The sequence below is a fragment of the Escherichia sp. MAL-1 genome (genome assembly GCF_052948035.1).
In genome coordinates, this window is sequence record NZ_CM129609.1 from 2565549 (window position 1) to 2579446 (window position 13898).

Annotated in this window: 13 protein-coding genes and 2 pseudogenes; 5 read left to right on the forward strand and 10 right to left on the reverse strand. The window is 49.4% G+C overall.

Annotated features, from left to right (window positions below):
• Positions 1-21: 21 nt before the first annotated feature.
• From ACU8XX_RS12710 to ACU8XX_RS12725, 4 genes and pseudogenes are all read right to left on the reverse strand, one after another.
• A pseudogene (locus tag ACU8XX_RS12710) lies at positions 22-228 on the reverse strand (hypothetical protein); the annotation flags it as partial.
• Positions 224-1486, reverse strand: a pseudogene (tssI, locus tag ACU8XX_RS12715) (type VI secretion system tip protein TssI/VgrG); the annotation flags it as partial. The pseudogenes ACU8XX_RS12710 and tssI, both read right to left, overlap by 5 nt.
• Before the next feature lie 820 nt (positions 1487-2306).
• Positions 2307-2519: a YncH family protein gene (locus tag ACU8XX_RS12720; RefSeq protein ID WP_000882235.1), complete on the reverse strand. Its 213-nt coding sequence runs from the start codon at positions 2517-2519 to the stop codon at positions 2307-2309.
• A gap of 75 nt (positions 2520-2594) precedes the next feature.
• The gene (locus ACU8XX_RS12725; protein WP_000594340.1) at positions 2595-3212 is read right to left on the reverse strand and encodes a glutathione S-transferase family protein; all 618 of its coding nucleotides are present in this window, start codon (positions 3210-3212) and stop codon (positions 2595-2597) included.
• Between the two features lie 263 nt (positions 3213-3475).
• Here ACU8XX_RS12725 and ansP point away from each other — a divergent pair, with 263 nt between their 5' ends.
• On the forward strand, positions 3476-4975 hold the full coding sequence (ansP, locus tag ACU8XX_RS12730; protein ID WP_001300590.1) for an L-asparagine permease: 1500 nt from the start codon (positions 3476-3478) through the stop codon (positions 4973-4975).
• Between the two features lie 114 nt (positions 4976-5089).
• On the opposite strand, the gene yncE is transcribed toward ansP, so the two are convergent.
• Positions 5090-6151: a 7-bladed beta-propeller protein YncE gene (gene yncE, locus ACU8XX_RS12735; RefSeq protein ID WP_000550675.1), complete on the reverse strand. Its 1062-nt coding sequence runs from the start codon at positions 6149-6151 to the stop codon at positions 5090-5092.
• Between the two features lie 241 nt (positions 6152-6392).
• Between yncE and pqqU the strand changes: the two genes are divergently transcribed.
• Entirely contained in the window at positions 6393-8495 is a 2103-nt protein-coding gene (gene pqqU, locus ACU8XX_RS12740; protein WP_000689311.1) for a TonB-dependent receptor PqqU, read from the forward strand.
• A gap of 35 nt (positions 8496-8530) precedes the next feature.
• Here pqqU and mcbR read toward each other — a convergent pair whose 3' ends face one another.
• Both mcbR and curA read right to left on the reverse strand, forming a co-directional pair.
• On the reverse strand, positions 8531-9196 hold the full coding sequence (gene mcbR, locus ACU8XX_RS12745) for a colanic acid/biofilm transcriptional regulator McbR (RefSeq protein WP_001300742.1): 666 nt from the start codon (positions 9194-9196) through the stop codon (positions 8531-8533).
• Between the two features lie 197 nt (positions 9197-9393).
• Positions 9394-10431: an NADPH-dependent curcumin/dihydrocurcumin reductase gene (curA, locus tag ACU8XX_RS12750; RefSeq protein WP_001301003.1), complete on the reverse strand. Its 1038-nt coding sequence runs from the start codon at positions 10429-10431 to the stop codon at positions 9394-9396.
• Between the two features lie 180 nt (positions 10432-10611).
• Here curA and ACU8XX_RS12755 point away from each other — a divergent pair, with 180 nt between their 5' ends.
• Positions 10612-11130 carry a GNAT family N-acetyltransferase gene (locus ACU8XX_RS12755; protein WP_112034131.1) on the forward strand — a complete coding sequence of 173 codons (519 nt, stop codon included), beginning with the start codon at positions 10612-10614 and terminating at the stop codon, positions 11128-11130.
• On the forward strand, positions 11127-11576 hold the full coding sequence (locus ACU8XX_RS12760; protein WP_001076535.1) for a DMT family transporter: 450 nt from the start codon (positions 11127-11129) through the stop codon (positions 11574-11576). The genes ACU8XX_RS12755 and ACU8XX_RS12760 overlap by 4 nt, the downstream gene beginning before the upstream one ends.
• Here the strand turns inward: ACU8XX_RS12760 and ydcY are convergent, their stop codons facing one another.
• Together ydcY and ortT are read right to left on the reverse strand one after the other, a co-directional pair.
• Positions 11577-11810 carry a DUF2526 family protein YdcY gene (ydcY, locus tag ACU8XX_RS12765; protein ID WP_000018633.1) on the reverse strand — a complete coding sequence of 78 codons (234 nt, stop codon included), beginning with the start codon at positions 11808-11810 and terminating at the stop codon, positions 11577-11579.
• A gap of 85 nt (positions 11811-11895) precedes the next feature.
• A complete protein-coding gene (gene ortT / locus ACU8XX_RS12770; protein WP_000061178.1) occupies positions 11896-12069 on the reverse strand; it encodes an orphan toxin OrtT in 174 nt (57 codons plus the stop codon).
• A 194-nt stretch (positions 12070-12263) separates the two neighbouring features.
• On the opposite strand from ortT, the gene yncL reads away from it, so the two are divergent.
• Complete coding sequence (gene yncL, locus ACU8XX_RS12775) at positions 12264-12359, forward strand: stress response membrane protein YncL (RefSeq protein WP_001303494.1); 96 nt, start codon at positions 12264-12266, stop codon at positions 12357-12359.
• Between the two features lie 96 nt (positions 12360-12455).
• On the opposite strand, the gene patD is transcribed toward yncL, so the two are convergent.
• Positions 12456-13880, reverse strand: coding sequence for an aminobutyraldehyde dehydrogenase (gene patD, locus ACU8XX_RS12780; RefSeq protein ID WP_001163874.1), 1425 nt, complete (start codon positions 13878-13880; stop codon positions 12456-12458).
• Positions 13881-13898: the final 18 nt, after the last annotated feature.

Below are 13898 nucleotides of genomic sequence, written 5' to 3' on the forward strand. Positions count from 1 at the left end.
CTTCTGATGATCTTTCCCTGGCCACTCCACCGGCGGCAGACTGTCCGGCGTGACGCGGTTTGCCAGCCCCTGTTCGTTGTACGCATGTCCGGTCTCATGGTGCCACAGCAGTTCCCCCGTCTCCGGGTTCTCCACCGTCTGGCGTTCGCCGGTCAGGCGGCCTTTATCGTCATAGCCGTAGTGGACCGACACGCGGTGGCCTTCACTGGTATGGCTGAGGGTGGTTACCAAAGCCGGTGCCTGCCCACGCCTGTGCCACACGGATCCAGCATGAACTTTCCTGGTTTGACGGGTTATAGCGGTCCCAGTTAAATTTCACCCGCACGCGGCCATGTTCATCACAGAAGATTTCCTCGCCTGCCGGTCCCGTCACGACGGCGCTCTGCGGGCCATCCACCAGCGGTTTCAGCAACGGCTGTGGCCGCCATGTCCGGTCTGCCGGTATTACCGCAAAGTGGTTATTCAGCGTGGTTCCTGAACCACTGCGTCCCGGCACCGCCTGCGGCTGCTCGCCGTGCAGTTCACTTGCCACCACCTGCCATTCCCGGTTCAGGTTCGCCTGCGGATGCCCCGTCAGCACAATTCGCCGTCCCGGCCATATCTCCGGAGAACGGCTTGTTCCGCGCGCCACTTCTGCGTTGTTGCGCCAGCCATCCATCTGCCAGCGGGCAAAGTTCTGCCCGTGAGCACCCTTGAAACGTCCGGGGTAGTCATACACTTCATACTGTGTGCGCTGGTAATCCTGGTACTGGCCTTCCTGATCAAAACGCCCTGCCCAGCCGGGTCGTTTAAAGGTGTAGTCTTTGGTCACCACGGAAGAAGGGCGGATTTGTGCGCTGTAGCGAAACTGGCTGATGCAGAGGGTGCTTACCTCGGTACGGGTGTTCGGATTCCAGGGGATCTCAAAGGACTCCGGCAGATAACGCACGGTATCGCACAGGACCAGGCTCTGGTCGGTACTTTTTTGCGCGTGCTCCTCATAAAAGAAGATGCCTTCCTCCGCCGCCATCCGGCACAGGAAATCGTAATCAGTCTCACCGTACTGGACACAAAACTCACGGGAAGGATGTGGCTCGCTGAACAGCGGGCTCCACTCGGTCACCCCGTTTTCCTGCAATATCGTGCCGAGGATGCTTTCGATGTCCTCATTCTGGAAGATACGGAAGTTCTGGCGCAGCCCTGTGCGCCACAGCGGCGGGCATACCTTCATGCTGTACAGCTTCTGGTTTTTGTCGTTCTCCCCCAGTTCAAACCAGGTCACCACACCTTTCACCCGGCGCTGTACGTCATCGCCCTGCCATACCGTCAGGTAGGCCATTTTGTCCAGCACCTGCGCAAATTCAAGGGAGAGAAACTGCTGGCTGACCAGAGAGAGATCGAGGGAAAAGAGCGAAGAGAGTGACTGGGTGAGATGAAAGGAAACCACCGCAAACGCGTCCGGTGGCAGGCCGTCCACTTCAAGTGTGAAACGTAATCCGGTTGACATAGCAACCTCCGTGAAAATGAATAATAATCCGCACATATTGCATGTACAACATGTCGGGCGGATGAGATAAGCGAGTCGACATCTGGCGTTACCGGGGAATATCAGAAAAATGTCATGGTTATGTGATGATTTAGTCTGGGATTTTACTTCAGAGAAACGGGTGCCTGTTTAGTCAACAAAATAATCACAAACGCAACGGATGGGTTCTCGACGTTATTCACGACAGGCTCGTACATTACAGCGAGTAATAAAAAACCTGACATGCAAAGTCAAACCAATATTCATAATGTCTTTTTATTCACAACAATAAATAATTCAATAACAATCATTGAAATGAATGATGATTTGTATAAGGAATATACGCTACCGCCCCACCCTGATAACATGATCTGCACATTGCCATCTTAACGTCGTTAAACACTGGCTTAATAGTGGATATTTCAAATTAGGAATTTATTAAATTCACCTGACGAATATCATAAGCAAATAGCATAGAAAATAATGACAATTCCCCCGAGGGGACCATTTCCAAAGCACTGCACCACCACCAGGTGCCCGGATGATCTTGCTTCAGTGGTAAGAGTACCTGATTCATTGTTCCCAAAATGATGTTTTCCCCGGCCCCGCCAATAATGTGCAGCTCTCACGTGATAATCTATTGATTAGGTTATATTAAGAATCAATATTTAAAATACATCCATTTTCTTGAATAAATCAACATGTTTATTTATCAATTGCTGTTTTAGCTCTGACTCATCAAGCTCTCCATATTTGTCCTACAGATAATTGCGAATAAATACAGAGAACGCCATTTATCCTTTTAGCATACCTGCCGGATATTTTTATTTGTATTAATATTAATTGCATCTCCAACTCCGAGCATATCCATCATTAAAAACTTTTTGAGATTATAGAATACCTGTGATAACAAGTGAAACATCTGCACAATGTGAATAGTTAGTTTCTTTTCAGAGGAAATGAAATAGACAAGCTGAATGAAGGGGAGAGTGATATAAATCAAAAAACATAACATGAATTTAATTAATTACGCCCATCATTGTGGATAAAGTTACTGAATAATAAATAACATAATCCTCTGGTATCCCACTCAAATAATTTCATTCCTTTTTAATACTTCTTGTAATTTCGGTAACTGACATACAGCATCAGCAATCGCACTGATATTCGTGGCATTATCCTGAAACCATTCATGCCCAGGCCCCCATGTGCGCATAGTGCAAAGATAACAGTCCACCAGCGTTAGTTGCTCACCAAACGCATAAGGTTCAGCGGTCAATTGTGAATTCAGCCAGATATAAAGCGATTTACGATATTCAATAACATTCTTCTTTAACTGTTCAGGTGCGTCAGGAGCCCAACGCTCAGGGTAATCGGCGAAAGTGAATGTTGGATAGACATTAGCAACCAGCCAGACCAATAGCCGTTGAAACTGCTGACGTTCGGCGCGCCCAACCGGTGGCGCAAGGTCCGGGCGACGATCGAGAACCATCAATGCAATCGCCGCTGTCTCCGTCATAATCTCGTCATTTTCCAGCGCCAGTGTCGGAACCTGACACAACGGGTTCAGGGTTTTCAATAACTCGCGTGAAGCTCCCTCGTGGTCAAAACCACTGACATCAACGAACTGATAAGGAATATCAGCCAGTGTTAGCATCAGCTCACTGATTGTAGAGCCCCATCCGGGTACGCCATACATCTTAATCATATGCCCTCACAATCTTTTAAAGATTAAGTGTAGGACAGTACACAGGTTAACCAGCAAAAAGATTTGTCATTTTTTCGTCAGTTGTATTATTCCCCTTCAGGATTGTAAGGGGATGTTTTGCATCGTTTATCGATAACGGGTAGGATTCTGCGCCGACAGTTATACCCATAAAGAATAATGGTGATAACTATCATCGCCAGGATGAATAAACATTGTTCATGGCAACTTATATGACTTTTTCATTAAAGCAATCAGGGAGAGCAATGAGTAAACACGACACCGACACTTCAGATCAACACGCCGCGAAACGCCGCTGGCTTAATGCCCACGAAGAGGGGTATCACAAAGCGATGGGCAATCGCCAGGTACAGATGATCGCCATTGGCGGCGCGATTGGCACCGGCTTGTTTTTAGGTGCAGGAGCCCGACTGCAAATGGCGGGTCCAGCACTGGCACTGGTTTATTTAATTTGTGGCTTGTTTTCGTTTTTTATTCTGCGTGCATTGGGTGAGCTGGTGCTACACCGCCCTTCCAGTGGCAGTTTTGTCTCTTATGCCCGTGAGTTTTTGGGTGAGAAAGCCGCTTATGTTGCTGGCTGGATGTACTTCATCAACTGGGCGATGACGGGGATTGTTGATATTACCGCCGTCGCTCTGTATATGCATTACTGGGGTGCGTTTGGCGGCGTGCCGCAGTGGGTCTTTGCGCTCGCTGCACTTACCATCGTTGGCACCATGAATATGATCGGTGTGAAATGGTTTGCGGAGATGGAGTTCTGGTTTGCGCTTATTAAAGTGCTCGCCATTGTGACCTTTTTGGTCGTGGGTACAGTGTTCCTCGGTAGTGGTCAGCCGCTGGATGGCAACACCACTGGCTTTCATTTAATCACCGATAATGGCGGCTTCTTCCCCCACGGTTTGCTGCCTGCGCTGGTGTTGATTCAGGGCGTAGTGTTTGCTTTTGCCTCCATTGAAATGGTGGGTACAGCTGCCGGAGAATGTAAAGATCCGCAGACCATGGTGCCTAAAGCCATTAACAGTGTGATTTGGCGTATTGGCCTGTTTTACGTCGGCTCCGTGGTGTTGCTGGTTATGTTATTGCCGTGGAGCGCGTATCAGGCGGGGCAAAGTCCGTTCGTGACGTTTTTCTCTAAACTGGGTGTGCCATATATCGGCAGCATTATGAACATTGTGGTGCTGACCGCTGCCCTCTCCAGCCTGAACTCAGGTCTGTACTGCACCGGACGTATTCTGCGCTCAATGGCGATGGGCGGTTCCGCACCGAGTTTTATGGCGAAAATGAGTCGTCAGCATGTGCCGTATGCCGGGATTCTAGCGACACTGGTTGTGTATGTCGTCGGCGTATTCCTCAACTATCTGGTGCCGTCGCGCGTATTTGAGATTGTATTGAACTTCGCGTCGCTGGGAATCATCGCTTCATGGGCGTTTATCATCGTGTGCCAGATGCGCCTGCGTAAAGCGATTAAAGAAGGCAAAGCAGCGGATGTCAGTTTTAAACTGCCTGGCGCGCCCTTCACTTCCTGGCTGACATTACTGTTTTTACTGAGTGTCCTTGTGCTGATGGCGTTCGATTACCCGAACGGGACTTATACTATCGCGGCGCTGCCGATTATCGGTATTCTGCTGGTTATAGGCTGGTTTGGTGTGCGCAAACGCGTTGCTGAAATTCACAGCACTGCGCCAGTCGTCGAGGAAGATGAAGAAAAACAGGAAATCGTGTTTAAGCCTGAAACGGCGAGCTAATTGCAAAATTGCCCGGCTACGTGCCGGGCAACTTCAAATTACTGACGAAGGTGTGCCGCATGCGGCGTGATAAAAGTCAGGCAAGTCTCTCCGTTTTCACCCTCGCCATATCTATTACAGCGCAATACGAATCACATCGTCCGGCTGGGTAGCTTCCTGCTGTTTAGTGGATTTTTGTTTTACACTGACATACAGCGTTTTGCCATCGGCAGACAGCGCCAGGCTGTTCGGATGAGTCGGCGTATCGAACGTTTTCACCACTTTATAGCTTTTCGCGTCAATCACACTGACTTTACCTGCCTGACGATGCGTTACGTAGGCTTCATTACGCGCTGGGTTAAACAGCACAGCCAGTGATTCCGGTGCCGCAACCTTCGCCAGAATATTGCCATTACGGGTATCGACCACTAACACTTCTGCCGCTTTAGAATCGGTGATAAATGCACGCTGCCTGGCGGTATCAAGGCTAATGTTGATAAAAAAGTGCTCTTTGCCGTCATCCAGCAGCTTTTTACGGCTGAGGATTTTATTGTCGGCGGTGTCGATGGTAATCAATTCGCCGTCAGCGTTAGTGGTGTAAAGACGTTTGCCTTTGCTATCCAGCGCCAGACCGGTACTCATTTTACCGGTGTTCTGGATGGCGGTTTTCAGTTTGATATTCTCGCCATCAACGACCCAAATCACGCTCTCTTTACCAATACCACTGATGTAAACGGTGTTCGTGGCATCATCAGCTACCAGCTCACGCGGTTGCAGCGGGCGCACCTCTTCCGTGCGCTTACGATCATCCAGCACCAGACGGCCTTTCACTTCGCCCGTTTTGGCATCTATCGCCGTGACCGCGCTGTTTACGGTGTTACCAAACCACAACGTCTGAGTCGTGTTATTGATGGTGGCACCAAACGGCTTGAGATCGTTATGGATCGCCTGCGTCACTTCCAGAGTGACCGGATCAAGACGATAAACCACGCCACCTTTATCCAGTTTGCGGCTTTGCGAAGTGGCGAGCCACAGTGCGTTTTCTTGCTGGCTATAAGCCATTTCGTAGGCACCTTTACCTACCGCTTTACGCAGCATTTCTTCTGCGGCCTGCGTACTGAATGATGAAGCAACAAGCAATGAACCTAACAGTAATGAACCACGCAGGCGCGATGAAAACAGATGACGTAAATGCATGACGACTCCCTTTGATGAACCGATATTTTTGCTGCTTCACAATGCTTCGCTAAGCGTAATCATCGTTACGCTCTTGTTATAAATGGGAATGGTAATCATTATTTTCTCAAATGTGGAGCATTTCTTGCCGTTACGACTACAATTTTCTCAATTACTTAACGTATCGTGCCGTTTCGTTTTCCATAAATTTACAATTTCATTACCATAACGGCGTTTTCCCATTCTTAACCTGGCTTTTTTCATGAAGATTTTTTCCGTCCGACAGACCGTTTTGCCCGCACTACTTGCCCTTTCCCCCGTTGTTTTTGCCGCTGATGAACAAACCATGATTGTCAGTGCCGCACCGCAGGTGGTTTCCGAGCTGGATACGCCAGCAGCAGTAAGCGTGGTGGATGGCGAGGAGATGCGCCTGGCAACACCGCGCATTAACTTGTCCGAATCACTGACCAGCGTGCCTGGTTTGCAGGTACAAAATCGGCAGAACTATGCGCAAGATTTACAGCTGTCGATTCGCGGATTTGGCTCCCGCTCCACTTACGGAATTCGCGGTATTCGCCTGTATGTGGACGGTATTCCCGCCACCATGCCCGACGGGCAAGGGCAAACATCCAACATCGATTTAAGCAGTGTGCAAAATGTGGAAGTGCTGCGTGGCCCCTTTTCTGCCCTGTATGGCAACGCGTCTGGCGGTGTAATGAATGTCACCACCCAGACCGGACAACAGCCACCAACCATTGAAGCCAGTAGTTACTACGGCAGTTTTGGCAGCTGGCGCTATGGGCTGAAAGCAACGGGCGCAACGGGAGACGGCACACAACCCGGCGATGTTGATTACACCGTCTCAACCACGCGTTTTACGACCCACGGCTATCGTGACCATAGTGGCGCACAGAAAAATTTAGCCAATGCCAAACTGGGCGTACGCATTGATGAAGCCAGCAAATTAAGCCTGATTTTCAATAGTGTGGATATCAAAGCAGATGACCCAGGTGGGCTAACCAAAGCAGAATGGAAGGCGAATCCACAACAAGCGCCTCGTGCAGAACAGTACGACACGCGAAAAACCATCAAGCAAACTCAGGCTGGGTTGCGCTATGAACGTAGCCTGAGTTCGCGGGATGATATGAGTGTGATGATGTATGCCGGAGAGCGAGAAACGACCCAGTACCAGTCAATACCCATGGCACCACAACTTAACCCGTCACATGCGGGCGGCGTGATTACCCTGCAACGCCATTACCAGGGAATAGACAGCCGCTGGACACACCGTGGTGAACTGGGCGTTCCGGTCACGTTCACTACCGGCCTGAACTACGAAAACATGAGTGAAAACCGCAAGGGCTACAATAACTTCCGCCTGAATAGCGGCATGCCGGAGTACGGGCAAAAAGGTGAGTTGCGTCGCGACGAACGCAATCTGATGTGGAACATCGATCCCTATTTACAGACGCAGTGGCAGCTGAGCGAAAAACTGTCGCTGGATGCTGACGTGCGCTACAGCTCCGTGTGGTTTGATTCCAACGACCATTACGTTACTCCGGGTAACGGCGATGACAGCGGTGATGCCAGTTATCATAAATGGCTACCTGCCGGTTCGTTAAAATATGCAATGACCGATGCCTGGAATATCTATCTGGCAGCCGGGCGAGGTTTTGAAACGCCGACGATTAATGAGCTGTCTTATCGTGCTGATGGGCAAAGCGGTATGAACTTAGGTTTAAAACCATCCACCAACGATACAATTGAGATCGGCAGTAAAACGCGTATTGGTGATGGGCTGCTTAGTCTCGCATTGTTTCAGACCGACACTGATGATGAAATTGTTGTCGATAGCAGTAGCGGTGGGCGTACGACTTACAAAAATGCCGGAAAGACCCGTCGTCAAGGCGCTGAACTGGCATGGGATCAACGTTTCGCAGGAGATTTTCGCGTAAACGCGTCCTGGACCTGGCTTGATGCGACCTATCGCAGCAATGTTTGCAATGAACAGGATTGTAACGGTAATCGGATGCCAGGGATCGCCCGTAATATGGGCTTTGCGTCGATAGGTTATGTACCGGAAGATGGTTGGTATGCAGGCACGGAAGCGCGTTATATGGGCGATATTATGGCAGATGATGAAAATACGGCAAAAGCGCCGTCTTATACTCTCGTCGGCTTATTCACCGGGTATAAATACAATTACCACAATTTAACTGTGGATTTATTTGGTCGTGTCGATAATTTATTCGATAAAGAATACGTTGGTTCTGTCATTGTCAATGAGTCAAACGGGCGATATTACGAACCTTCGCCCGGACGAAATTATGGTGTCGGCATGAATATTGCGTGGAGATTTGAGTAATTACCTTGATGCCCGGTATTTGCCGGGCATTTACTTTAACGATTGTATTGCTGGTATAAAATAGCAATATTTTGTTGCATAATTTCAGCAAGACAATGTCTGCATCCCTCTTTGTCTTTTGCTTTTAACGCAGCGAGTAACAGATGATAGTTTTCTATATGCTCCCGTAATTCCGCTGGATTAATCGCTTCATAGAGATAATGTAAACCAGGCCCCATCCTGACCCACAGTTGCTCAATCATCTCACACAGGATGGGCATATTTGAGCGATGATAAATCGCTAAGCGAAATAGCCTGTTTACATTAATGATTTGTTCCATGTCGCCCTTTTCTTGCGCCTGCTGTAATTTCTCGAGCAATTCCTGGAGTTCCGCAAGGTCTTGCGGGGTGAGGTTTTCAACAGCCAGAGCAACTGCCATTAATTCCAGTTCGTAGCGGATCCGATTGATTTCGTCTAATTGACGTTTCCCCACTTCCGGAACTGTAAATGCTTGTGCAGGTGCGACAGAAAGCGCATTCACCGAAACCAGACGTAATAATGCTTCACGCACAGGTGTAATACTCATACCTAATTGCTCCGCCAGATTTTTAGTAATCAGGCGTGCGCCAGGTTTTAATGCGCCAATACTAAGCTGATGTTTCAGGTCGTTCTCAACCTGCAGAGTCAAACTGACATGTTTCATTTTTCCCGTTCCAGGCATTTTAATTCCTTCGCGTGTTTTCTGTCCAACCCTGCCTGCATGGCAGAAGGAGTTCACCTGGTGTATTAAAGTGAATAATCATAAACCACTCACCTTTGTTGTTATTAGCAGCAGAACAATGACGTGGTTAGTTAATTAAAGCTGAAAATAAGCTTTTTGCCTGGATTTTTATGGCGGCTTACGCCGCCGTTGAAACTTTAATCATCACCCGCCACGCGGATCACCACTTTGCCGAAGTTTTTACCCTTCAGCAGGCCGATAAACGTCTGTGGCGCATTCTCTAAACCATCAGTAATATCTTCGCGGTAGTGGATTTTATCCTCTTTCACCCATTGCCCCATCTCCTTCTGAAACTCATGGATGCGGTGACCATAATCCTGAGCGATAATAAACCCTTGCAAGCGAATACGTTTTTTCAGCACCGTTGCCATCAACAGGGGTAAACGATCCGGACCGGGTGGTAGCTCTGTAGCGTTATAGCTGCTCACTAAGCCACAAACGGGAATGCGCGCAGATGTATTAAGTAATGGTAGCACTGCATCAAATACCTTACCGCCCACGTTTTCATAATAGATATCAATACCTTTTGGGCACGCTTTCGCCAGTTGTTCGGCAAAATCATCCGCGTGGTGATCAAGACAAACATCGAAGCCCAGCACCTCGATAGCATGGCGGCATTTTTCCGCGCCACCGGCAACCCCCACCACCCTGCAACCTTTAAGTTTGCCGATTTGCCCCACCGTTGCTCCCACAGGACCTGTCGCCGCAGCTACCACCAACGTTTCGCCCTCTTTAGGCTGACCGATATCCAGCAGCCCCATATAAGCGGTAAAGCCTGGCATCCCCAGCACACCCAGCGACCACGATGGATTTTGCGGATGATCGCCAAGTTTCACCAGATCATCACCACTGGATATGTCATAGTCCTGCCATCCACTGTAGCCCAGCACCCAGTCGCCAGGCTGATAATCAGGATGATTCGACTCCACAACACGGCTCACCGTGCCGCCGACCATCACGCCGCCAATATCAACAGGCGGTGAATAAGATGGCTCATCGCTCATACGTCCACGCATATACGGGTCCAGGGACAAATAAACTGTGCGCAGTAACACCTGTCCTTCACCCGGTGTGGCGACATCATCTTCTTCAAGACGGAAATTCTCCGGAACCGGTGCGCCATGTGGACGCGAGGCCAGAACCCAACGTCGATTACGCTGCTTTTGTTGCCCCATAATGCTCTCCTGTGCTTTTGGCATGAATCCATCAATAGTAGCAGGCTCACGGGATTGGTTTTGTTTGCAGCCGTCACATCCCCTCTGCAACACGCAATAATTTCATCGAGGAATCCGTTGCTTCGGGCTGTTTTCGATAGTATTGATAACATCATCATCATTATTTTATCGAGGCCAGACATGTCCATCCGTTTTGCCCGCAAAGCCGATTGTGCTGCCATTGCGGAAATTTATAACCACGCCGTGTTGTATACGGCGGCTATCTGGAATGACCAAACGGTTGATGCAGATAACCGCATTGCCTGGTTTGAAGCGCGGACCATAGCAGGTTATCCGGTGCTGGTAAGTGAAGAAGATGGCGTAGTGACGGGATATGCCTCGTTTGGCGACTGGCGTAGTTTCGATGGTTTTCGCCATACCGTGGAACATTCGGTTTATGTCCATCCCGATCATCAGGGCAAAGGTCTGGGGCGTAAATTGTTAAGCCGATTGATTGATGAAGCGCGGGATTGCGGGAAGCATGTCATGGTCGCCGGGATCGAATCGCAAAATCAGGCCTCGCTGCATCTGCACCATTCGCTGGGATTTGTCGTCACCGCACAAATGCCGCAGGTGGGCACTAAATTTGGGCGCTGGCTGGATCTGACATTTATGCAGTTGCAACTCGACGAACGCACTGAACCGGACGCGCTCGGATGAATCAGTCGCTCACCCTTGCTTTTTTGATTGCCGCCGGAATTGGTCTGGTAGTCCAGAACACGCTGATGGTGCGCATCACCCAGACCTCCTCTACCATTCTCATCGCCATGTTGCTGAACTCACTGGTGGGGATTGTGCTCTTTGTTTCTATTTTATGGTTTAAACAAGGCATGGCGGGGTTTGGCGAACTGGTGTCCAGCGTGCGCTGGTGGACACTTATACCCGGCTTGCTGGGATCGTTTTTTGTCTTCGCCAGTATCAGCGGATATCAGAATGTGGGAGCGGCGACAACTATTGCAGTACTGGTCGCCAGCCAGCTAATTGGCGGTCTGATGCTGGATATCTTCCGCAGTCATGGCGTACCACTACGGGCGTTGTTCGGCCCAATTTGTGGCGCAATTTTACTTGTGGTTGGCGCCTGGTTGGTAGCCAGACGCTCATTTTAATCAGAGGATGGTGCCGCCTTTGGTTAACTGTTCGTGGCGCGCTTCCATATCTTCTTTATGCTTGCGACCGTGATGAGCAATAGCGGTGCGCAAACGCTGCTGCTGGGTGTAGCGATCTTCCCGACTTAACTCCGCGTCATCGCTCAGGGCGATTAATAATTCGTTCATATGGGCAATGACGCTCTCTTCAATCGCGGCATCCACGCGCGCGATGACTTCATCCAGATGCGACATACTTTCTCCTTAGCCACTTGTGAAATTTATCGATTCATCCAAATGATATAAGTCTGCGTGGTGCCGTCAAGCCAGTGAGTAAGATTTAAAACAGTGAAAACAACAGCGCCACCGGGAAACTCATCGGCCATGTTGCCCCCACCAGAAAGGCGCTTAAGAAACGGATGCGTTTCTTATCGTGAGAAAGAAACCAGGTGATAAGAAATGCGATTGCTGCCATAACCGCATAAAAAACAAGCATGTGTTGATAGAGAGACATGTACGGGCGTCCAGCCAGATGAATAAAACGCGCGCAAATATGCGTCATTTTTTGACGTGCATCAAGTTTTTTCACCAGTTTGAGAAAAAATCATCAAACAGCAACTTGCCCTTATTCATCTTCAGAATGAGTATTATTGCGGATTTTCTTAACCCGTACTATACACATAGGGGCAATGATAAAAGGTGGCAAAAATGAATGTTTCCAGTAGAACTGTAGTACTGATAAATGTCTTTGCTGCTGTTGGTTTGTTTACTCTTATCTCTATGAGATTTGGCTGGTTTATTTGATGTAGTGATTTTGCACGCAGCACGTACTGTCAGAGAAATCAGTGCTCTGACAGTACGCAAGATCATCTCATACTCTTACGATCTGCAATATTATCCTTAATGTTTAACCATGACGTGGCGGACGACGGTGTAATCCTCCAGCCCATAAAGTGACATATCCTTGCCGTAACCAGAAAGTTTCTGTCCACCGTGCGGCATTTCACTTACCAGCATGAAATGGGTATTGACCCAAGTACAACCATATTGCAGCCGTGCGCTGACGCGATGCGCCCTGCCCACATCTTTCGTCCATACCGAAGATGCAAGTCCGTACTGGCTGTCATTCGCCCAGTTCACCACCTGTTCTTCGTTGTCGAAGAGCGTAACACTCACTACTGGACCAAATACCTCTTTTTGCACGATGGCATCGTCCTGTAATGCGCCAGCCAGCAGCGTCGGCGCATAGTAATAGCCATTACCCTTGCGCTTTTCACCGCCAGTGATCACTTTGATGTGCCCTGTCGCTTTCGCCTCTTCTACTGCCTTGCTGACGCGTTCGAGATGCGCCAGCGAGCTTAAAGGTCCAAGCTCCGTAGACTCGTCATCCGGCGCACCAGATTTTAACGTTGCCACCGCAGCACCCAGTTTTTCCACCAGCGTATCGTAAATGCCTTTTTGCGCGTAGATCCGACAAGCCGCAGTACAATCCTGTCCAGCATTGTAATAGCCAAATGTACGTACACCTTCGACCACTGCTTCAATATCCGCATCATCAAAAACAATCACTGGCGCTTTGCCACCAAGTTCCATATGAGTACGCTTAATGGACGACGCGGTATGGCTGATGATGTGCTCGCCGGTGGCGATAGAGCCCGTCAGCGACACCATCCGCACTTTGGGATGACCGGTCAGCGGATCACCCACCGTTTTGCCTCTGCCAAACAGTATGTTAATCACGCCTGCCGGGAAGATATCTTTCGCCAGCTCTGCCAACTTCAACGCGGTCAGCGGGGTAATTTCTGATGGTTTAAGCACTACGCAGTTCCCTGCCGCCAGCGCCGGAGCAAGTTTCCACGCGGCCATCATCAGCGGATAATTCCACGGTGCGATAGAAGCCACGACCCCCAACGGATCGCGACGGATCATCGAAGTATGACCTTCAAGATATTCACCTGCCGCCAGACCATTCAGACAGCGCGCCGCACCCGCGAAAAAGCGAAAAACATCGACAATCGCCGGGATTTCATCATTGAACGCACTATGCAGCGGTTTGCCACAATTACGGGACTCCAGTTCGGCAAAAACCTGACCATTTTCTTCGATAACATCAGCCAGTTTCAGCAGACATTCCGCACGCACTTTCGGCGTGGTTTGCCCCCATTCGGCAAATGCTGCATCTGCCGCGCGCACAGCAGCATCGACCTGCTCTGCGGATGCCTCGGCAATTTCCAGTAAAACGTCCCCCGTTGCCGGATTATAGACAGGCTGTTTTTCCCCTTCGCCGCTAACCAGTTCTCCGTTAATCAGTAACTTATGTTGCATAGCATATTCCTGTATCAG